The sequence below is a fragment of the Adonisia turfae CCMR0081 genome (genome assembly GCF_011009555.1).
In the GTDB taxonomy this organism is placed as follows: Bacteria; Cyanobacteriota; Cyanobacteriia; order Phormidesmidales; family Phormidesmidaceae; genus Leptothoe; species Leptothoe turfae.
The window spans coordinates 242,982-263,798 of record NZ_QXHD01000003.1 but is presented as its reverse complement, the minus strand read 5'-3'; the positions used below and the strand labels follow the sequence as shown (position 1 = coordinate 263,798).

Genomic DNA, 20,817 nt, shown 5'->3' with positions numbered 1-20,817 from the left:
CGAGCATTGCTTTCGAATTGGTTTTTCTATTAAGAAAAACTTTATTGAATCGTGTGTAAATATACAGAAGAGAGCTTTTAAATACTTTTATTGTGTTGAAAACATCCCATGAATTCGCTTCACGATAAAAGTAACTTGGCTCTTGGAAAATGCTCTTTCGCTTTAAGGATCATTTTTAATGTTTGCTAGTTTGAGTCCAGAAAAGACTGATTTAGGAACAATGGATGCTGAATCACTTTGGCATCCATTGGTGCAACACAAGTCATTTTCTCAGAAGCCTCCCAAGTGTATGACACGGGGTGTGGGGTGTTATGTGACTGATACAAACGGAATCGAATATTTCGACGGTATCTCTGGCTTGTGGTGCGTCAATGTTGGCTATGGCCGTCAGGAGTTGGCGGAAGTTGCCTATGAGCAAATGGTCGATCTGGCCTATTTCCCGCTCACCATGAGCCATGAGCCGGGCATTCGTTTGGCTCATAAATTATTGGAGCTATTGGGTTACGAGGGTAAGGTGTTTTTCTCCACAAGCGGTTCAGAGGCCAATGAAACAGCCTTTAAGATTGCTCGTCAGTACCATGCTCAGACGGCTCCTGCTGGCTCAGGCCCACGCTACAAAATTATCTCTCGCTATCGAGGCTATCATGGTCACACCATGGGAGCGCTAAGCGCAACGGCACAGGCTGAACGTAAGCTCAAGTATGAGCCCTTAGTTCCTGGTTTTCTTCATGTAAGCCCACCTTACTACTATCGGTTTGGTGATGGACAGCCGGAAGATGTTTACAATGCCGCCTGCTTGCGAGAACTGGAACAGACAATTCTCTATGAAGGGGCTGAATCTGTTGCAGCGGTGATTGTGGAACCGATCATTTCTGGGGGTGGGGTGATTGTGCCGCCAGAAGGCTATTTGCGAGGTGTGCGAGAGATTTGCGATCGCACCGGCATTCTTCTCATCTATGACGAAGTCGTTAACGGCTTTGGTCGCACTGGAAAAATGTTTGGCCATCAACACTGGGGTGTGGAGCCAGACATTATCTCCTTTGCAAAAGGTCTTACTAGTGGCTATATGCCCCTGTCTGCCACAGTGGTAAAACAGTTTATCTTCGAAGCTTTCTTAGACGACCCTGGCAGTGATAGCCATTTTCGGCATGTTACTACCTATGGCGGCACCCCTGTCTGCACAGCAGTCAGTCTAAGAAGTATCGAAATCCTAGAAAGAGAAAACCTGTGTGAGCGTGCGGCTGAGATGGGTGATTATCTGCTTGGAAAGTTGCAACGGCTGTTAGAGCATCCCAATGTAGGTGACGTTAGAGGCAAAGGCTTGCTGCTGGGTGTGGAGCTAGTCAAAGATAAGGCCAGCAAAACACCTTTAGATAGCGATGCCGTTGCTTCGGTAACTAAATACTGCATGGACAAGCAGATGATTATTGGTCGAAACACGAACACAATTCCTGGTTTTACCAATGTGCTAATTCTGGCTCCACCGTTGGTGATGAGTCGAGAAGACGCCGATCGGCTAGCAGATACTCTCTGTGATGCTGTTTTTGCTTTATCCAGTTCCTGATGTTGTCTCACTAGATCTCTAAAGTCTCTAAATTAAGATGGTGTCACTAATCTAGTTCCTCTAGCTCATATTTTACTCCAGGCGGGGTAGCGATATCCTGCCTGGGACTCAAAGTCACAAGGCTGATCAAATTAAAACTCGCTAAAGGGGTTGAGCGATCGGTAAACGATCCATGTATAGAGCCCCATAGCCAGGTTGTTACTTTAGCAGACACCCTCAATTAGCATTGGGTTCTACATCCAATGCGGGTTCAAGATATCCAATCAATCTCAATATAAGGTTTTAGCCAATGGATTAAACCCTCTCTATTAGCAGAGGAAAGATTGCAGCAATCTCATTGTAGCTCGATCAATCAAAATTTTCACTGAGTCCTCCTCAAAAAAGAAGATGGGACAATCAGTATTCTCAATTATCTCTCTCGTTTGGAGTTAATACCATGAAAAAAACACTGTTCAGATTGAAACACTATCTCTATGCCCTGGCATTTTTACTTATCTTTCTCCCCCAGATTGCTTTTGCCCAGGACGATGCTGCCTCCGTTGGTCTCTTAGGTTCCATTGAGGCTGGTGTCCAGGGTGTCGTAGATGTTCTCAACCTGATCTTTTACTTCAAGGTTGGTGGCGAGAATGGTATGCCATTTATTGTTCTTTGGCTGGTGATTGGCGCTGTCTTTTTCACGTTCCGGCTTAAATTCATCAATATTCGCGCCTTTAAACATGCCATTGATGTGGTGCGGGGCAAATACGACAGTGAGGAGGACGAAGGTGATGTTTCTCACTTCCAGGCCCTGGCAGCGGCGCTTTCAGGAACTGTAGGGATTGGTAATATCGCGGGTGTTGCGATCGCAATTCGTCTCGGTGGTCCAGGCGCTGCATTCTGGATGACCATGGCAGGCTTTCTAGGCATGTCGAGTAAATTTGCCGAATGTACCCTGGGTCAAAAGTATCGCGTCATCAAACCTGATGGCACCGTGGGTGGCGGTCCCATGTATTACCTATCTCGGGGATTGTCGGCCATGGGCATGGCTCCGGTGGGTAAAGCATTAGCAGTCATTTTTGCTGTTCTTTGTGCCATTGGTAGCTTGGGCATTGGCAACATGTTTCAGGCCAACCAGGCCTTTGCCGCTGTTTCTAATGTGTTGCCATTTCTAAACGGTTTTAGCTGGCTATTTGGTATTGTCTTAGCTCTGATTGTGGGTTTGGTTATCTTGGGAGGTATTGAACGGATTGGTGCTGTTGCCGGCGTTCTCGTGCCGTTTATGGCTGTGGTTTATGCCATCGCTTGTTTCTGGGTCATGCTAGTTAAACTACCGGAGGTTCCCGGTGCCATTGGTACAATTATTGCGACAGCTTTTAGCCCAGAGGCAGTGGCAGGTGGAGCGATTGGTGCCCTGGTGATTGGCTTTCAGCGGGCAGCATTCTCCAATGAGGCAGGATTAGGTTCAGCGGCCATTGCCCACTCTGCTGCCAAGACAGATGAACCGATTAGAGAAGGGATTGTGGCTTTGCTAGAACCCTTTATCGACACCATGTTTATTTGTAATTTGACAGCACTGGTAATTGTTCTGACCGGAGTTTATGCCGATCCCACCGCTGCTGATCTCAATGGAGCCCAGCTGTCGGCAGCATCCTTCGAAACAGTTATTAGCTGGTTCCCCTATGTGATTGCCGTGGCCGGATTTTTGTTCGCCCTGTCAACCATGATTTCCTGGAGCTATTATGGACAACAATCCTGGGCATTTTTGTTTGGTGACAGCACTGTTAACATCTACAAGGGCATCTTTTTGTTCTGTGTCTTTGTCGGTGCAGTGGTTAACTTAGGTCCCGTGCTTGATTTTAGCGACATTATGGCCCTGGCAATGTCGCTGCCTAATTTGTTGGGTTGCTTCTTGATGTCTGGACTGATTGCTAGGGAGTTGAAGAGCTATATGGAGCGGCTCAATTCGGGAGAAATGCTACCCCAGACTCCAATTGCTCAGGAAACAGTCTTTAAATAAATGGAGGTAACTGAGATGAGTTGGCTTAAGCGAAAATCTGTTCTGATTCCCATAGACTTTTCTGACCTTTCTTATCAGGCACTGGGGCCTGCCAAAGAACTTGTGGACGATGGGTCATCATTGAAACTGATTCATGTGCTTGCACCGTTGCACCCTGCCGATCCAGCGGCCATGTGGGACACAGTCAGTGATGAAGACCGCAAGCAAAAAGTCCAGGCCTTTGCCCATGAAAAGCTTAACGAAATGGGCTACGACAAGCTTCACATTGAGGTGGTCATTGGGGACACTACGTCAAAAATTGTGGACTATGCCCAAGAGATAGATGCGGACTTAATTGTCATGCCGTCCCATGGGCGCAAAGGTGTCAGTCGTTTTTTGATTGGGTCGGTGGCTGAACAAGTGGTGCGATTATCTCACTGTCCAGTGTTGATTCTGAAGTAAACTTTTTGGCAACGTTAATTCAGCATGTGGGGTAAATCTCGTATGACTGGATGTTCGTAGCAGAACATTTTGTAAGACGGTTAGCCAACTCAGTCGCCACAGTCGTAGCCCAGCGCGCGCGCGTACCCTTGCCAATGAGCATCGTAATAACGCTTCGCTTTGGGACCTAACGCATGATACGGTCTCTCGATAGCGAAGGCACCCGTCGAATGCTTCGGAAGTTTTTGCTTGAAGACGGGTGACGCGGCTTTGAGGGCGCTCAGAAAACGTGGCTCGTTGCTGGCTTGACGGAGCAACCTGTCCAGAATCGACGGTCGTGCCGAACAGCGCAGGAAGCTAGCGATTCTGGCGAAGTAAGCGTCCTCAGTCGAAGTGAAGATGTCCTCACAGCGAACTCGCATGAACCTCGAATCGGTCAGGTGTTCGAGAAGCGACACCTGGCGCTCATATAGCCAATCAAATTGCCTCATGATGGCGATATGTTGTTCGTCAAGAGATTCTGCGTCCCGGAGAACTTGCGTCAGAGTCTGTCCGCCGAGAGCTGCATGAACTTTCTCTACCGCCCATGCTTCACCACCTCGCAAATGGTACTTCGCTGCGCTGAAGATAAAACTTGCCGGGTCCCGCGTAAAAATTAAGAACCTCGCTGACTCGACATCCAGGAGGCCCGTTGCTTCGAGTGCCTCGGAACCGAAGTTGCGGCAACGGATATTCACCACGCTCCCAGGCCTGTCGTAGCCGCCTACACTGTCAGCCTTATCAGGCTGCACGCTATTGACAAACCCAGTCTTTTTATCGATGCGATGGACATTTTGGATGTAGTTATTCCCACATTTATGAAACAGCAAGTAGCAATTGATCATCTTGTCCTCCTAAATGCGAACTAGGGTAGTGGTGGAGCGATGTAATTATCGCTTCCAGAAAGAAAGTGTAAGTTTGATTGTTCTGGTAGCGAACTTTCAATTGCCGTCCAACGATTGAGCTAAGCCGCTAACACTTGTCGAGTACGATGCCGTCGGCTAGCGGAGGTCGTCGGCTCCAGTGATTTACTATGTTGCACGCTTAAAGCAGGTTTCCCAAGCCCTAACAGACATACCTTGCGTGCCGAAATAGCTATATATTCAGCGTTAGAGTTGGTAGATCAGACCCATAATTCTGGATCTTATCCGCCACTTTCGTGGTGATAACACCTTGATTTACACAGCTTATATACAATGGCTCAATAGCTGCTTCAGGAAGGGTGCTAAATTCAAGTTGAGCAGGGTATGTCAGGGCATACCGCCTCCCGTCAGCCCAGCAATGCTAACGCTTTTTAAGTTAATCGATGAGGATAAATGCTACAAGACTGTTCGCACGATGTGTTGGGCCGAGGGCATTTGCTGCATTGAGTGTGGAGCAAAAAACATTACCAAGCGAGGGAGGCATGTCACCTATAGGGTGACCTGGGATATCGGGTACTTAAATTTCTCAGTCCCACTTCGGCGTCTTCCAAATTTGAAATGGGGCATCATCAAACCCTTGACCAATCACAAGGTAACGACCATCAGGGGTAAATTGAACAATGTTGAAACCCTGATAATCACCACCAATTGCTTGAGGTTTACCTACAACCTCACCTGTTTTAGTATCCCACCATATCAGGCGATCTTGCCAAGAATTCGGAGTATCAACACGATCTTCGGATATAATAGTAGCGAGTAAATCACCATCATCACTGAGTGTGATATAAGAGATCTGCTCATGGGCAGATAGATCATATTGGGAAAATTCACGAATTTCTTTTCCTGACTGGGTGTCAAATAGGCTGAGCTGATTTGTTTGGTTATCATAAAACACAAATCGTTCTCCAGTCCCAGTAAAGCTAATGCGACCTTCTCCTAACTCTAAAATAGGACGTTGCTGGCTGGTATCCCAAACAGTAATGTCATAGGGGACCAGCCTAGAAAATGAAGTAGTATCATTTTCTACCACAACTTCTCTATGTTTTTCACTAATGAGAATATTCTCCTTTGTGGTAAAGCTAGCAGCATCTGCTCCTAATGAAAAGAGTCGGGTACCAGAATCCACATTCCAAATTTCAACCCCATTTGGCCTGTCAACAACAATATGTTGACTATCAGCACTAAATAGGTGGCTACGATGATGATCGTTACTAGATAACAAAGACCAGAAGATCCCTACCCAGGGATTATCGGATGAATAAATTGTTTCTTCATGGATCAATCGTTTATGTGACCTTAAATCCCAAACACTAATGCTATGTAGGGGTTCCCCTTGATCTGTCTGGGTTACCGCATCTTCTACTAAAAAGGATTGATTTTCGCTTAGGCTAAAATCCGAGATATCAGAACCCGGGCTATGGGCAAATTCTCCTGGAGGTATAAAATCATCAACTGGTGTAAATATCTGCTCATTAGTCGGATCAAAGATTGTTAGCCCCTGATAGTTATGACCTGCTAATAGGTATTGATGTCGATCATAGCTCGTCTCAATATGGGATTCTTCTATAGGAATATCATCTACCAGATTGCCGGATTCAAGTTCCCAGACTTTAACATGTAGATCTTCGATAGGTCCCGAAATTGTATACAACAATTTTCCATCTCTGCTGATAATTGGTCCCCATAGCTCTAAACCCTCGCTATTAACAATAATGTCTGCATCAGTCGACATCGACTTACTCTTTTCCGAATTAAGCCAGCCTGTAGTTCCATATCGCTGAAAAGTACTTTCTAGTAGAGAAGGATAGTATATTACCGCCAACGCCCCAAAAAACGCTACTAGCAAGCCAAGTGAAATTGTTGTTATAAAGATAAATGGATTAGTACTATTTCGAGTAACTTGCCTGTCGGTATTATTAGAATTAGGCAGTGTGTATTGATCGCTGGCATCTAATGATAGCGTGTACTGATCGGCATCTAATAATTCAGACGATGGTGAGGGGACAGCGAGGGGACCTTCTTCCGGAGTTTTAGCAATCAATGGCTGAGGTGGTGGGGAAGCTTCTTTGTTCTTGAAACGATTAGAAGATCTTTTTTCCCTACCATAGGGTGCTTTGGATTCGGGAGTCTTGAGGTTAGAATTAGGCAGTGTGTATTGATCGCTGGCATCTAATGATAGTGTGTACTGATCGGTATCTAATAATTCAGACGATGGTGAGGGGACAGCGAGGGGACTTTCTTCCGGAGTTTTAGCAATCAATGGCTGAGGTGATGGGGAAGCTTCTTTGTTCTTGAAGCGATTAGAAGATCTTTTTCCCCTGCCATAGGGTGCTTTGGATTCGGGAGTCTTGAGGAATGATGCGGGACCTGATTGAGCATTCTCCCCATCGATAGATGTCTGAATTTCCTCAATGGTTTGATAACGATGATTTGTTGGCATGAGGATCATCTTATTTAGCAATTGAGCGAGTCTCGGGCTGACGGGCTGCTGTAAATAGTCTTGCCAAACCCATCTTCCCTCTCCAGTCTCATAGAGACTAAAAGGAGAAACAGCTGTCAGTAGGTGAATACAGGTAATCCCCAGGCTATAAATATCACTGGCAAAAACAGCTTTTCCCCGCGCCTGCTCAGGGGCTGTATACTCAGCACTGCCAATGACTGTACCCGTTTGGGCCAGGGCTAAACCCGTGACATGTTTTGCTGCCCCCAGATCTACCAATACCAGGCTCTGGTCAGTGGCGCGACGAATGATATTGGTAGGCTTAATATCACGATGAATAATATTGTGATTGTGAATAAATTTTAACGTGGGCAATACCTGATTTAGGACATGCCAGATTTGCGCTTCAGAAAAGGTGCCTGTCTTTTGTAGCTCATGGGCTAAGTCTTGCCCCTCTATATAGTCCTGAATAAGATAAAGATGATTATCTTGCTCAAAGTAGTCTATTAGCCTGGGTATGTTCCCATGATGGCCTAGCTTCTTAAGTTGATTGGCTTCTTGATAAAAAAGCTTAGTAACTGTATCCGGATGCTTGCTTGACCTGAGCGCTGGGAAAAACTGTTTAATGACACATCGAGGTTTAGTGGGAAAGCCTTGGTCAATTGCTAAAAACGTTCTACCGAAACCACCCTGACCAATGGGTTTGATGGCAACATAACGAGATCGAAGGCTAATGACGAAACCACAGCTAGGACAGACTTTTAGGTTAGGTTGATGCGTTTCAGGTGCAGAACACTGAGGATTCAAGCAATAAGCCATAGGAGTTCAGTCTTATAAAGCTTGGTCACAACTAGCTACAACAATAGCTGCAAATATTACGAACTGCAGGCTAGTGAATTGCCCAACAGTCCTTATGGTGCCCACCAATTTCCTATTCTCCAAACCAAACTATTACACTACCTTGGTTATAGCAAACGTCCTGATGCATATCGAGTGGGACAGTTGTATCTGATTCAATCTGTATTATACCCAAGTAACTAGTTTGATTGTCTTAGGATGCTATAGTCATCCGTCTTGATTCTTGAGGGTAGATCGGTATGATCTGAGAAATTGTATTCATCAGAGCATGTTCCCCCCGTATCGTTATGAGTTCGGAGATACCAGTATCCAGTCAAACCGCAGCCATCGAAGAATTGAAAACCTTCATCAAGACGCAACGTGATGGTCGTCAGGTGAAGAAAGCCCTAGCAGTTAAACTGCTCTATCAGGGGCATACCTACGAATCGATTATCAGTATTCTCGACGTGTCGATGGGCTTCATTGCAAACTGGAAGCAGCGATACGAGGCCGAGGGACTCAGCAGCTTTGCACCGCGTCATAAAGGTCGTCAAAGCTATCTGAGTGCTGCTCAAAAGGCCGCTGTTATCGAGTGGCTCGGGACCAAAGCTATCTGGACACTGAATGAATTGGAGTATCACCTGGCCAGTGAATATGGGGTCAGCTATGAGTCCAAACAGAGTTACTACGACTTATTCGAGACCGCTGGTCTGAGTTGGAAGAAAACCAGCAAGGTCAACCCCAAAACCGATCCCGCTCTAGTGGCTAAAAAAAAGCCGACATCCAACGGCTATTGGCACGCTACCGCACCGAGATTGAATGTGGCCAAGTGAGGGTGTTGTTTGTCGATGAATGTCATCTGATGAGTGGGGATCTCGAAGGCTACGTTTGGGGACGTCGAAATCAGCGCGTTGAGGTCCCGATTGTCAATGAACGCGACCGGCAGACGTACTATGGGGCCTTGGACCTGCTAAGTAAACGCGTTTTCGTTGAGGCCCACGCTGCCGGCAATACGACCTGTACATTGGCCTATCTCAAGTTCTTGCAGCGTCAGTTTCCAAACCAGCGCTTGATTATTCTATGGGATGGAGCCAGTTATCATCGTTCTCAGGAGATTCAAGCGTGCTTAAACGAGCTCAATGAAGGACTGCCAGAATCCCAGTGGCGTATCCACTGCATTCGCTTTGCGCCCAACGACCCAACTCAAAATCCGATTGAGGATGTTTGGTTACAAGCCAAGACCTGGGTCAGACAGATGGCTGGATTGAAGCCGTCATTCACTGGCCTCAAAGCTCTATTTGAGCAGTTTTGTGCCCTGGAACTCTTTGACTTTCCCAAAATGCATATGTATGGAACATTCTCACCAATCAAATAGGAACGCTATAAAGCATAGTAAGCAGTTCCAATATTTCCTACAGTTTGTTCAGTTCCCAAAAGATCGTTGATTTCTTTTGAAATACTTAGACACTGCAAGTAATACTCAAGTGCTTCAGAATATAACCCTGTTATGCAATAAATATTTCCAAGATTCCCTAAAGCCGATTTTTTACCCTCAAGATCCTGGATAGTGCTGGCCACGGTTAAACGTTGCTGCTGATAGCTGGCTGCCGTTTCATAGTTTCCTATTGAAAAATAAGCAATTCCTAGGTTTCCAAGTGCCATTCCTTCGCTGTAACGATTTTGAAGTTTTCTGGAGATCTCTAAATGTCGGTTGTGATAATAAATTGCTTCATGAAAATTTCCTAATGCTTGATAGGAAGCTCCTAAGTTACCCAGGAGTTTTCCTTCCTGTAATTTATCTTGGTTTTCACTAGCAATTTCTAAGCCTCTCAAGTAATACTGAATTGCTTGCTCATAGTTACCTGTCAAATCATGAATACGTCCTAGGCTGCCGAGTATAGAGCTTTCTCCTCGACGATCCATAATCCTTTGTGCGATTTCTAAGCTTTTCTGTTGGTATTCAATAGATTTGGAATAGTTCCCTTGGGCAAAATAAGTATTCCCTAAATTTCCTAGAGCTTGCTCCTCTCCCTTAAGATTCTTGATTTCCTGTGAGATCTTGAAACTTTCTTCTTGGCATTGAATTGCTTTCGAGTAGTTTCCTTTAGAGAAGTAAGCGACTCCTAAACCTCCGAGAGATATCATCTCTCTTGATCGGTTACTAATTTCTTGTGAGGTAGTTAGACTCTTCTTATGGTAACTAATCGCGTCATCATATTCTCCTAGACAATAGGAAGCATTGCCTAAACCATTTAGGCAAATACTTTGTAGAAGTCTCCTTAAATTTTGGGAATCGTCATATACGTTCCCAATTATTGCTTTTATATTTTGATCTTCGATATTAATGCCTACATTCTGAAACTTATTGTATAAATTTTCTAAATGTGATTCACTTGTTAAAACTTTTAGCAGTTCTTGATACAGGACGGACTGCTCATTGTAATATCCCCAAGTATTTAACTGATTATGAAACTCTTCATTGGTAGATGTTTGGAGTCGATTGCATAGTAGTAATGCAGCTTTTTCCCATTCGTTAGCTCTGCAAAGATGATGCAAAGACTCTAACCACCCCCGAACAATATCTAGATTAGTTGCTTCCGATGGCGGTTTGTATTGAGTGAGCCAATTCAATACGGCACGGTACTGACTGCGCTTTGAGGGTGGTTTAATAGATTTGATCGCTTGCGGCTTAATGCTAAGCTTCTCCAAAACTGATTCAGCGGGGGGAAGAATATCGCTCATGTCTACCCTTGTTTTGGACCCGGTCCTATCTGAACAGGCAAAGGCTTCCTAAGGTAGCCTTTATTTCCATTCTAATCGCTAGGCAATGTTTTCTGAAACCTTATTCAGCTTGCTCGATCATTTCCCTCAGCCTTCTAGAGTCCTCAATTAAAGGAAGACTTGTTTGAGCAGCAAGATCAATGGCTCTATCACAATATTCCAGAGCTGACTCATACAGCTCTACCGAGAAATAAACAATCGCCAGCTTATGGGCCGTAATCGCCTCAGCAGAAAGCTGCTTAATATCCTCAAAAATCTCTATGGCTGATAGCAAATACTCCTCAGCTTCCTCATAGTTTTCAGTCACCAGAAAAACACTTCCCATATTTGCCAGGGCCGAAGCAATCCCATGCTGATCCCCCAGATCCTCAGAAATTCGGAAGCTTGCCTGATAAACCTCCAGGGCCTTTTCGTACTCCTCTAAATCCTCATAAACATTCCCCAAATTCCCTAATGTCAGACCCTCACTATGGATATCACCAATGTCCCTGGCAATATCCAACGCCTCTTGATAGGCAGTAAGCGCCTGCTCATAGTCCATCATCGCAGTGTAGGCTACCGTTTTACGAAATGCCAGCTACAAATAGGGCATCTAAAATATAATCCCATCCTGTCAAAGACTTCACAATATCTGTAATCAAATTCTCTAGAACTGATTTGAGATCTCTAAGCATTGACTGCAAGCCGCTTGAGCATGAGTCTAACAAAACATAGATTAATTAGAGCATTGGCATGAGACAAGGTTCTCTCAAAGTTCTTGGCTAAACGCTTGCAGCGTTCCATCCAGGCATTGGAACGCTCGACAATCCAACGGGCCGCAACGGGGACGAAGCCTGTCTTACCGGCGGCGGCTTTCTCGGCTTTGGAGGGTTTGGATGACCGCTCAAATCTGATTTTTCGCATGATCTGTGGATACACCGCTTCGAGTGCAGGTATCAGCGTATCCGGATGGTAGCCATGGTCTACCAAGATAGTAATCTTTGGAATATTGACGGGTTTTGAGCGGAAATAGTCGATGTTGATGGTGAACAACTCAAGCAGCCCCGCATCGTCAGACACATTGGCTGGGGTACACAGGGTAAAGAAGGGAAATCCAAGTGTATCAATCGCGAGATGCCGTTTGATGCCATTCGTTGCTTTGTAGACACAGAATCCTTTGGTTTCGATACTGGCGTTGCAGGTATTCTTCACCGCTTGAGAGTCAATGATGATCAATGTGGTCCATTTCGGTTTTTTTTAACCTGGGCACGCACCTGTGCGTGCAGAATCGTCATCAACCTCTCTATCGTTCCGGCATCCCGCCACTGTTTGTAGTGCCAGTAGACCGTTGAATAGGGGGGCAGATCTTTGGGCAAGTCTTCCCAATTACAGCCATTCTTGAGGCGATACAGCATGCCATCAATGATGTCTCGATAACTCCATTCTGGAGGACGAGTCTTCTTCCTTGGGGGCAACACCTCGGGCAACAGTGGTTCTAGGATGTCCCATTCTGCATCAGTCAGACTGCTTGAATATGCCATCATACCTGGAGTAGACACTACTTAGCATTTTCGCGTAATTGCTAAAAGATCTCAAATGGGCTCTCTAGGAGGTTTCGAACGTGATGTCGTAAGTTTTCAACAGTCTCAAACAATTGCCATGCCATGGCATCTTTCAAATGTTCCCACAACCGCTCAATCGGATTAAGTTCTGGTGCATGACTGGGTTGAAACATCAAAATGATATTCTCGGGTATTTTGAGTGCCTTGGCTGTATGGGCAGAAGCTTGGTCTAACTGAATGATGTGCCACTCATCAGAATACGTCTGAGCAAATAACCTTAAATACTGTTGGAAACAAACTCGGTCGAGATGAGAGAATTCATAATAAAACTGATCTCCACTCAACGGGTCTACCAGGCCGTACAACCAGTAGCCATCGCATTTCCATTGAAAGGGGGCAACGGGTTTGACACCTGTGGTCGTAATTAAACGTCGGCAAATACTGGTCAAATTCCACCTGGTTTCGTCCTGAAGCCAAAACCGAACCGGTCGATCACTCGGGGTTAATTGCTCTTGGCAAAATCTGTTCAATACCGTCAAGTCATCACCGAGATACGTCCTAAACTGTTTTACTTTCTCGGGGTCTTGTTTTGGGCTTTGGCGTTTGGCAACTTTCAACTTAGCTTTCAGCTTGTAATGGGCTAACCGATAAACCGCCGAATAGGAGGCCTTCACCCCCAACGTGTTATACAGCCATTGTTGAATTGCCTCATAGCTATTAAACCCTTGAGGTTCCCTCAATCGCTCACGTAAGGCCTTGACTGCCCAGGGAGGTATAGAACATTTACGACCTCCCGTCGTCGGTTTCTCACTCAACAAGTTTGTGAGTCCACCGGCTCGATAGCGAGCCAACCAATCCTGTACCGTCACGCGATGACGGCCTAATACAGTCGCCAAGGCAGTGACTGTTTTGATATCACCTAATTTCAGTAGATATAGGGCTTGTATACGTTCTTTCCCTTGGCCGGTTTGTTGTTTTCCCAAGAGTATTTTCAAGTCCTCGACAGATTCTTTAATATCGAGTTTAAGGGGTCTGGCCATGGGGATGACTTCCATTGATTTCCTCTACTCTATTTGTAGCTTATGTATCGAAAATTGGTAGCACTGGCTAAATTCGTTAAAGCCGTTCCTTCCGCATATCTGCGCCCAGTCCGTTTTGCAATTTCAAGATGCCTCTGGTGAGCCTCTATCGCCTCCTCATAGTTACCCAAACTAAAATAGAAGTTACCCAAACTGCCTTGTGTCGCTGCTTCACCAGGCAAATCCCCAATCTTTTTGGCCACCTGCAAACTATCTTGAAAACATTCCAACGCTTTCGATACATCCCCCAAAGCCCCATAGACATGACCTAAATTCTTGAGGGCAATGCCTTCCCCATACTGATCTCCAATTTCCTGGGAACGTTCCAGATGTGGTTGTAGAAATGTCAAAGCTGTTTCATAGTCCCCTTTGGCAATATAAACCAGACCTATATTGCCAAAGGCACTGGCCTCCCCGAGACGATTGCCCAATTTCTGGGCCAGTCCTAAACTTTTCTGATGTGAGACAATAGCCTCTTCATACCGTCCTAACGCATAACTCACTAAACCCAGGTTAGTAAAGCTCGTCTGCCGCCCATACTGATCGCCAATCTCTTCAGCAATTGCTAAATGCTGCTCATGAAACTCCTGAGCCCTAGCATACTCTCCTAATGAATAGTAAGCATTTCCCAAGTTACTGTAAGCAGAACCCTCCCCATATCGATCACCCACATCACGATCAATCTCTAACTTCTACTCTTGCAACTCGATACATTTCTGATAGTCACCCAATACCTGATAAACATTACCCAGACTGCCTAAAGCCGTGCTTTGCTGGCGAACGTCATTGATTTTCTCCGATAACTCCAACTGCTTTTCAAGATAGTCAAGGGCTGTTGTGTATTCTCCCAGAGAGTCATAGGCAATCCCTAAGTTTCCAAGTGCCTTGGCCTCTTCTTCTGGTTCAGAAATCTCTTGAAAGATTTGCAGACTCTCATTATGCCGATCAATGGCATCGTTATAGTTTCCTAATGCTTCACAGGCATTGCCTAAGTTACCAAGGGCACAAGCCTGACCATACATATCCTCACAGACTTGGGCCATTTGTAGGCTTTGCTCATAAACCCCAATAGCCTGCTGATAATTTCCAAGGGAACTCAGAGCATTGCCCACACCTCGTAAAATCCACACCTCTCGTGACTGTTCTAACTTACCCAGCAACTGCTGAAAGAGTTTTAATTGTTCTTGATAATATCCCCATACATCAAGCTGGGATGACAGGTTGTCATCCCTATCAGGATAAAGCTGGAGTAACAGCAAATTGGCCGATTCTTGCCATTGATCGATCTCACATAGATGAAAAAACGCTTCTAAATATCCCCGGATACGTTCTAAATTAGGTGCTTCGCGAGGTGCTGCATAGTGACATAACCAGTTTCTGATTGCTGTAACATGGGATCTTCTCTTAGCAGAAGGTCTTTTCCCATCCTTTAACAGTAACCGCTTGATTTGCGGAAAAAGCTCCTGACCAGCAGCGGTTACATCATAATCAGATAACGAATTTTGAACCATTTTCAGGATATATATTCCACCACTATCGTCACTGCTCCATTAACTGCTCACTAGATTAAAAGATTCGCAAAGTACTTTCCCTTTAGAAAAATTAACGGTGACTTTCTTGAGCAGCAATCAATTCAGAGTGTAGGTGTTGGCACTCTTCTACAAGTGGAATCTCCATCTGCATGGCTAACTTTTGCAATCGCTCATAATAATCAATAGCAACATCCCAGTTTTCAAGCTTTTGATGCACCTCAGCCAAATTAAACAATACATTGACAACCGTGGGATAATTCTCAATACGTTCCGATACCTGCAAAGCTGCACCTAACTGCACCAATGCAGCATCATAGTTTTCCAAGTTCAGATACGTCACACCTAAATTACACAACGCCATGCCTTCGTGTTCTGGATTTCCCAGATCCCGTGCGATCTCTAATAGCTTCCCATGATAGTCAATGGCCAATTCGTACTGCTCCAAAGAATCATAGCAGTTCGCTAAGTTCCCAAATGCCATAGCTTGACCATCTAAATCCTCATTTTCCTGGGCCAGCGATAAATGCCGATTATGACAGTCTAGTGCTTGCTCATAATCCTGTAACTCAGCATAGACATTGCCGAGATCTCCCCAGGCAGTTCCCTCAGCATTCGGTTCTTCTGTCTGCTTAGCCTGAGCTAATGCCTGCTGTCCATACTCCAAGGCTTCTGACATTTTGCCAAGATGTAACGCCACAGTACTTAGTGCCCCCAGCGCTGTTGCTATTCCAGATTTACTCTCTAACTGCTCAGCTAACGCTAGACTTTGTTGATAACAATTTATCGCCTGGCTATACTCTCCCCAAGACTCATAAAGCATGCCCAAATTACTCAAAGCACGTTGTTGTCCTGCCACATCTTTAATCTGTTGTGCTAACTCCAAATGCTGCTGGTAATAGTCTAATGCCTGGCCATAATCTCCCTGCTCGGCATAGAGATTTCCCAAATTACCGAGCGCTGTCGCTTCCCCTAAGCGATCGCCAATCTCAACACAAATTTTCAAGGATTGCTGAAGATAATCTATCCCTATTTCATACTCTGCCAATGAAAAAAGGATTGCTGAAGATAATCTATCCCTATTTCATACTCTGCCAATGAAAAATAGACATTCCCTAAATTAGTGAGGGCTGTGCCTTCTCCTTCGCGATCACCAATCTGTTGAGCAAGTGCTAAATGTTTCTGATGATAGTCAAGGGCTTTATCGTAATTACCCAGAGATTCATAAGTACTTCCCAAATTGCCATAGGCCTTACCCTGGCTTTGAGGAATACCCAGTTCCTCGGCCAGAGCGAGATACTGTTGATGATAGTTGAGGGATTCCTGATACTGGCCTTGGATATAGTAGGTTGCGCCCAAATTACCCAGTGCTTTGTGTTCACCATTGCGATCGCCAATTGTCCGGGTTATGGATAGCATCTGCTGCTGCAGTCGTACGGCTTTCCCATAGTTTCCAAACGCATCATAGACGTTGCCCAAATTACCTAAGGCAGTCGCTTCTGCTTCACGATCGCCAATGTCCTTGGCAATCGCCAAAGCCTTTTCATGGGCCTCTACCGCCTGATCATAGTCTGCCAAGTCATAGTAGACATTGCCCAGGTTGCCCCAAGCCGCTCCCTGGCCAGGCTTATCCTCCATCGCTTCGGCAATCGACAAAACCTGCTGATGATAGTCCAAGACCTGCTGATACTGTCCCAGAGAATAATAGGCATTCCCCAATCCGCCCAATATGTTTGAGTGATCTATCCAGGTATCCTGTTTGGTTTCCAGCGTTTCGATAATTTCCAAACTATACTGATAAGCATCAATTGCAGCTTGAAACTGACTCTGGGAATCATAAACAATACCAAGATTAGATAGCGCCGTCGCTTCCCCAGCAATATCCTCCGCTTGCTGACTCAATGATAAATAGGTTTCATAGGCTGCGATCGCATCCGCATACCTGCCCTGGGCTTCATAGATATTTCCCAAACCACGATAGGCTACACCCTGGCGTTCTAAATCCTCCGCTCGCTGTGCGATCTCTAACTGCTGTTGGTGATACACCAATGCTTTTTCATAGTCTCCTTGACTGAAGTAGGAATTGCCTAAACCATTCAGCCAAATGCTGTCCCAATCCTCATCCAACTTTCCTAAGATTCGGCTGAAAAGTTCTATACGCTCTCTGTCATGCCCCCAAGTCTCTAATTGAATATGTAACTGTTCCTCAGTAGGCGTCCTCAATTCAACAGACAATAAGTCTCCTGCCTTTTGCCACTCTTCTAAATTGCAGAGATGCTCAAACGCTTCTAATGCTCCCTGGATAGAGGCCAGGTTTGAACCTTTGCTCCTCATCTGGGGAGTCCTTAACCAGTTTAAGACAGCTCGGTAATGGCTCCGCCGACTGCGAGGTCGTACATTTTTACCTGTTCCGGATCAATCTCTAGCTCTAACAACAGATCAGAAAACTCTGGCAAAACCCGCTGCTCTGACTCAATTGAAATACTTTGGGAAGGAACGGAGAATTGGGCCATGGCTGATCTTTCACTCCTTCACCTGGGACAGTAAAGCCGCTCGCAGCTGTCGGCATTCCTCCTCTAAAGGCATCTCTAATTCAGTTGATAGCGCAATGGCCTGGTCAAAATAATTAGCCGCCCGCTGACTATCCCCCATCGCCTGATATAGCATCCCTAAATATTGATAGGCTGATGCTTCCAGCGATTGCGCCTGCTGCTCTTTGATAATTTTGAGACCCGTCTGTAGCATTTCCAAAGCCTCGTCATACTGCCCTAGCTTAGTCAGCGTCTCACCCAAATTCGATAGGGTTAGGCCCTCGCCCCAAGGATCGCCTATTTCTTGTGCAATGGCCAAGGCCTGCTGATAATTTTCAGCTGCCTCATGCCAAGACCCTGATTCACTCTGAGCATTGGCCAAATTCACCAACGCCCCTTCCTCCGCCCGTCGTTCACCAATCTGCCGCGCGATCTCTAAATCCTGCTGATGATAGGTGATTGCCCGAGCATAGTCATGCATTTGATCGTACACATTGCCAATATTACCCAGGGTGGCACCTTCCCCGGCAACATCTCCCATGCGCCTGGTTAACTCCAGGTTTTGCAGATGATACTCTAGCGCTAGCTCATAGTTGCCCAGCTTTAGATGCACACTGCCCAATTCTCCTAGCGCCCGACTCTCACCAGGGAGATCCCCCAAGGCTTTAGCCAGGCTCCAATGTCGCTGGTAATGATCAAGCGCTTTTGGGAACTGGCCCAGAGCATAAAACAGATTCCCCAAATAACCAAAGGCATTAGCCTCACCCGGCTTATCCCCCAATTCCTTAGCAATACTGATCGCCTGTTCAAAGCATTCAATTGCCCTGGGGGTATTACCTGTAGAGCGATAAACATTCCCCAGATTCCCCAGCGCTTGACCCTCTCGATAGCGATCCCCTATTCGCCGAACAATCACGAGCTGCCGCTCAATCGCCTGTAGTGCATCCCCATAGTTACCTAGGGCATGGTCAACCACCCCCAAGTTGCCATGGGCCACACTTTCTCCCAGGGAGTCTCCAATATCCTGGGCAATGGTTAATTGTTGTCGATAGTAGTCAGCCGCCTGCCCATATTGACCAATGGCACTGTAGATATTCCCTAAGTCTCCCAGGGCATGGAGAGTACTTTGTTGATGCCCCAGATTCTGCACAATGGATAGATGCTGTCGATGAAATCTGAGGGCATTGTCATAGTCTCCGGTGGCAAAGCATACATTCCCCAGGCCACCTAAGGCATTCCCCTCACTCACTGCATCCTTAATATCCTGGGCAATCTGCCGCTGTTGCTCAAAGTAGGTTTTGGCATCGCCATACTCGCCCAAACTGTAACAAGCACTCCCTAGCCCTGCTAACGCATTACTTTCTCCTTGACGATTACCAATCTCCTGGGCCAGAGTGATATGTTGTTGATGATAGTTTTTAGCCTGATCATAGTCTCCCAGAGAGTGATAACAACTACCCAGATTACCCAGGGCTGTCCCTTCCATCTCCAGATCCGCCATTTCATGGGCAATGGCTAGATGTTGTTGATGGTAATTAATCGCCCTGGCATACTCTCCTTTAGACTCATAAATGTTACCAAGACTGCCCAGAGCAATGCCCTCGCCTGCTCGAACACCCTCCTGCTGAGCAATGTCTAACCACTGCTCCTGATGGTCAATGGCCTGATCGTAGTCTCCCAGGGCATAGTAGATATCTCCCAGGCTGCTGAGCACCATGCCTCGATCTATTTCATTTCCGGCTTCTTGGGTGATTTGTAGGCTGCGATCGCAACACCTCTTGGCTTCCTGGTAATTCCCCTGGGTGTAGTGGGTCGTCCCCAGAAAATGCAGAAACATTCCATTCCACTGAGGGTTCACATGATCAATCACCGCTTCGTAGAGGTCAATTCGTTCTTGGGAATAGCCCCAAATCTTCAGCTGATAGTGCAGATGAGCATCCGCCGCCGTATTTAGCTTGGTGGAGATCAAACTGACCGCCCGTTCATACTCACCCATCTCACACAGATGGTAAAACGCCTCAAGATAGCCTTTGACCTGCTCTAGATTAGTGGCATCAGCCACTGGCTCATATTTAGTCAGCCAATTCATCACTGCCCGGCAATGGGTACGACGACTACGGGGCTCTACATACCGCACATTGTCAGGCGTGATCCCTAACAAAGCTAATCTTGGCAGTGGTGGAGGTAGCAGCGACTCCGCCATAAGGAAGCTAGCTCAAGTTCTAATAAGGATTTGCAGTTCCCACTATAGCCAGGTTCAACCTTTTATGTTCTTAATTCCTATAAGTCTTCTAAGTTTAAACCTTTCCTACAAAATAATCTAATAAAAAATAGCATCAAGCTAAAATACACAAATGAATGACAAAAGCGATATTGGCATCTAAACCTATTGGAGCTGTCACCCTGTTGATAGCCAGCGCTATACCTATACAGGCAACACAATTTGCATTAGGGCCACACCATTAGAAAATCTTAAGAAACTAGCTAAGGATAATGCATAACTCTATAGCTGCTGGTGAATCTTTGCTCATAACCCTTGGAATTGCCCCCGAACAACTCAAAGCTATCAAATCTCACTGGAAACGCACCCATTTTCGAGCTGTTGTCAATTGGCTTACGAAATACCAGCCTCCGACAGAAGCTTCTAATTTGGAAAACCTTAAAGGTTATTTAGAAGCTTTTAATCATCTATGCCAAGCAGAGGAATGGGTTAAAGCCAATCAAATTCGCTCGCTTCAATACTACAGCAGTCCTGAGGACGAAGGTCTTTCCCTTAGCCTTAGACTCGGTCGGTGGGGATATCATCAAGAGAAAGTTGTTCTTTATGAAAAGCTGTTGGGCAAAGTCGATAAAGTTCTTGATTCGATTTACCGAAATGAGTTAGGGAATGCTTACTATAATCTTGGGCAATATTCTCACGCTATTGAATATCATACTAAACAGGTAAAACTTGCTGGAAGCAATTCCAAACTCAAAGGAAGTGCTTTACTCGGTCTCGGCAATGTTTATTTTGCAATTGGCAATCAAACAGAATCCCTAAAGCAGAATGTCACTGACGTAGGTCGAATCAAGCCACTAGTTTAGCTTTGAGAACTGAACGCGGTTGCTGCATCCTGGGGAAGGGTTTGGGCCTACGC

Annotated in this window: 18 protein-coding genes; 5 read left to right on the top strand and 13 right to left on the bottom strand. The window is 45.7% G+C overall.

What is annotated here, in order from left to right; translation table 11 throughout:
- Positions 1 to 178: 178 nt before the first annotated feature.
- The 3 genes from DXZ20_RS01895 (at position 179) to DXZ20_RS01885 (ending at position 4,001) form a co-directional block, all read left to right on the top strand.
- On the top strand, positions 179 to 1,564 hold the full coding sequence (locus DXZ20_RS01895) for an aminotransferase (RefSeq protein WP_163696088.1): 1,386 nt from the start codon (positions 179 to 181) through the stop codon (positions 1,562 to 1,564).
- 436 nt (positions 1,565 to 2,000) lie between these two features.
- A complete protein-coding gene (locus tag DXZ20_RS01890; protein WP_163696086.1) occupies positions 2,001 to 3,560 on the top strand; it encodes an alanine/glycine:cation symporter family protein in 1,560 nt (519 codons plus the stop codon).
- A gap of 15 nt (positions 3,561 to 3,575) precedes the next feature.
- Entirely contained in the window at positions 3,576 to 4,001 is a 426-nt protein-coding gene (locus DXZ20_RS01885; RefSeq protein ID WP_163669584.1) for a universal stress protein, read from the top strand.
- Positions 4,002 to 4,090: 89 nt separating this feature from the next.
- On the opposite strand, the gene DXZ20_RS01880 is transcribed toward DXZ20_RS01885, so the two are convergent.
- Both DXZ20_RS01880 and DXZ20_RS01875 read right to left on the bottom strand, forming a co-directional pair.
- Complete coding sequence (locus DXZ20_RS01880; RefSeq protein ID WP_163696085.1) at positions 4,091 to 4,864, bottom strand: hypothetical protein; 774 nt, start codon at positions 4,862 to 4,864, stop codon at positions 4,091 to 4,093.
- A gap of 604 nt (positions 4,865 to 5,468) precedes the next feature.
- Positions 5,469 to 8,201 (bottom strand): protein kinase domain-containing protein, encoded by a 2,733-nt coding sequence (locus DXZ20_RS01875; protein ID WP_163696083.1) that lies wholly within the window; start codon positions 8,199 to 8,201, stop codon positions 5,469 to 5,471.
- A gap of 365 nt (positions 8,202 to 8,566) precedes the next feature.
- On the opposite strand from DXZ20_RS01875, the gene DXZ20_RS01870 reads away from it, so the two are divergent.
- Positions 8,567 to 9,594, top strand: a protein-coding gene (locus tag DXZ20_RS01870) for an IS630 family transposase (RefSeq protein ID WP_431732065.1) whose coding sequence is annotated in 2 segments (ribosomal slippage) — positions 8,567 to 8,996 and positions 8,996 to 9,594 — 1,029 coding nt in all. Because the reading frame shifts where the segments join, the coding sequence is not laid out codon by codon here.
- 5 nt (positions 9,595 to 9,599) lie between these two features.
- On the opposite strand, the gene DXZ20_RS01865 is transcribed toward DXZ20_RS01870, so the two are convergent.
- The 11 genes from DXZ20_RS01865 to DXZ20_RS01815 all read right to left on the bottom strand — a co-directional run bounded on the left by DXZ20_RS01865 (position 9,600) and on the right by DXZ20_RS01815 (position 19,883).
- Entirely contained in the window at positions 9,600 to 10,961 is a 1,362-nt protein-coding gene (locus DXZ20_RS01865; RefSeq protein WP_163696079.1) for a tetratricopeptide repeat protein, read from the bottom strand.
- Positions 10,962 to 11,061: 100 nt separating this feature from the next.
- A complete protein-coding gene (locus DXZ20_RS01860; RefSeq protein WP_284681654.1) occupies positions 11,062 to 11,577 on the bottom strand; it encodes a tetratricopeptide repeat protein in 516 nt (171 codons plus the stop codon).
- Between the two features lie 89 nt (positions 11,578 to 11,666).
- Positions 11,667 to 12,215, bottom strand: a complete 549-nt coding sequence (locus DXZ20_RS01855) for a transposase (RefSeq protein ID WP_163696075.1) — start codon at positions 12,213 to 12,215, stop codon at positions 11,667 to 11,669.
- Complete coding sequence (locus DXZ20_RS01850) at positions 12,212 to 12,523, bottom strand: transposase (RefSeq protein ID WP_250565561.1); 312 nt, start codon at positions 12,521 to 12,523, stop codon at positions 12,212 to 12,214. The genes DXZ20_RS01855 and DXZ20_RS01850 overlap by 4 nt, the downstream gene beginning before the upstream one ends.
- A gap of 38 nt (positions 12,524 to 12,561) precedes the next feature.
- Positions 12,562 to 13,581 (bottom strand): IS630 family transposase, encoded by a 1,020-nt coding sequence (locus tag DXZ20_RS01845; RefSeq protein ID WP_163696073.1) that lies wholly within the window; start codon positions 13,579 to 13,581, stop codon positions 12,562 to 12,564.
- Between the two features lie 29 nt (positions 13,582 to 13,610).
- Positions 13,611 to 14,303, bottom strand: a complete 693-nt coding sequence (locus DXZ20_RS01840; RefSeq protein WP_348918537.1) for a tetratricopeptide repeat protein — start codon at positions 14,301 to 14,303, stop codon at positions 13,611 to 13,613.
- Between the two features lie 9 nt (positions 14,304 to 14,312).
- Positions 14,313 to 15,131, bottom strand: coding sequence for a tetratricopeptide repeat protein (locus DXZ20_RS01835; protein WP_163696069.1), 819 nt, complete (start codon positions 15,129 to 15,131; stop codon positions 14,313 to 14,315).
- 91 nt (positions 15,132 to 15,222) lie between these two features.
- On the bottom strand, positions 15,223 to 16,155 hold the full coding sequence (locus DXZ20_RS01830; protein WP_163696066.1) for a tetratricopeptide repeat protein: 933 nt from the start codon (positions 16,153 to 16,155) through the stop codon (positions 15,223 to 15,225).
- Between the two features lie 23 nt (positions 16,156 to 16,178).
- The gene (locus DXZ20_RS01825; protein ID WP_163696064.1) at positions 16,179 to 17,483 is read right to left on the bottom strand and encodes a tetratricopeptide repeat protein; all 1,305 of its coding nucleotides are present in this window, start codon (positions 17,481 to 17,483) and stop codon (positions 16,179 to 16,181) included.
- A 20-nt stretch (positions 17,484 to 17,503) separates the two neighbouring features.
- Positions 17,504 to 17,662, bottom strand: coding sequence for a hypothetical protein (locus DXZ20_RS01820; protein WP_163696062.1), 159 nt, complete (start codon positions 17,660 to 17,662; stop codon positions 17,504 to 17,506).
- A gap of 10 nt (positions 17,663 to 17,672) precedes the next feature.
- Complete coding sequence (locus DXZ20_RS01815; RefSeq protein ID WP_163696060.1) at positions 17,673 to 19,883, bottom strand: tetratricopeptide repeat protein; 2,211 nt, start codon at positions 19,881 to 19,883, stop codon at positions 17,673 to 17,675.
- A gap of 290 nt (positions 19,884 to 20,173) precedes the next feature.
- Between DXZ20_RS01815 and DXZ20_RS01810 the strand changes: the two genes are divergently transcribed.
- Positions 20,174 to 20,764 (top strand): tetratricopeptide repeat protein, encoded by a 591-nt coding sequence (locus DXZ20_RS01810; protein ID WP_163696058.1) that lies wholly within the window; start codon positions 20,174 to 20,176, stop codon positions 20,762 to 20,764.
- The last annotated feature ends 53 nt before the right edge of the window (positions 20,765 to 20,817 follow it).

What these genes read in the sequence shown, in the direction of transcription:
- DXZ20_RS01880 (WP_163696085.1), bottom strand. Translation starts at nt 4,864, where the DNA reads ATGATCAATTGCTACTTGCTGTTTCATAAATGTGGGAATAACTACATC.
- DXZ20_RS01885 (WP_163669584.1), top strand. Translation starts at nt 3,576, where the DNA reads ATGAGTTGGCTTAAGCGAAAATCTGTTCTGATTCCCATAGACTTTTCT.
- DXZ20_RS01865 (WP_163696079.1), bottom strand. Translation starts at nt 10,961, where the DNA reads ATGAGCGATATTCTTCCCCCCGCTGAATCAGTTTTGGAGAAGCTTAGC.
- DXZ20_RS01835 (WP_163696069.1), bottom strand. Translation starts at nt 15,131, where the DNA reads ATGGTTCAAAATTCGTTATCTGATTATGATGTAACCGCTGCTGGTCAG.
- DXZ20_RS01845 (WP_163696073.1), bottom strand. Translation starts at nt 13,581, where the DNA reads ATGGCCAGACCCCTTAAACTCGATATTAAAGAATCTGTCGAGGACTTG.
- DXZ20_RS01815 (WP_163696060.1), bottom strand. Translation starts at nt 19,883, where the DNA reads ATGGCGGAGTCGCTGCTACCTCCACCACTGCCAAGATTAGCTTTGTTA.
- DXZ20_RS01890 (WP_163696086.1), top strand. Translation starts at nt 2,001, where the DNA reads ATGAAAAAAACACTGTTCAGATTGAAACACTATCTCTATGCCCTGGCA.
- DXZ20_RS01820 (WP_163696062.1), bottom strand. Translation starts at nt 17,662, where the DNA reads ATGGCCCAATTCTCCGTTCCTTCCCAAAGTATTTCAATTGAGTCAGAG.
- DXZ20_RS01895 (WP_163696088.1), top strand. Translation starts at nt 179, where the DNA reads ATGTTTGCTAGTTTGAGTCCAGAAAAGACTGATTTAGGAACAATGGAT.
- DXZ20_RS01825 (WP_163696064.1), bottom strand. Translation starts at nt 17,483, where the DNA reads ATGAGGAGCAAAGGTTCAAACCTGGCCTCTATCCAGGGAGCATTAGAA.
- DXZ20_RS01850 (WP_250565561.1), bottom strand. Translation starts at nt 12,523, where the DNA reads ATGATGGCATATTCAAGCAGTCTGACTGATGCAGAATGGGACATCCTA.
- DXZ20_RS01875 (WP_163696083.1), bottom strand. Translation starts at nt 8,201, where the DNA reads ATGGCTTATTGCTTGAATCCTCAGTGTTCTGCACCTGAAACGCATCAA.
- DXZ20_RS01810 (WP_163696058.1), top strand. Translation starts at nt 20,174, where the DNA reads ATGCATAACTCTATAGCTGCTGGTGAATCTTTGCTCATAACCCTTGGA.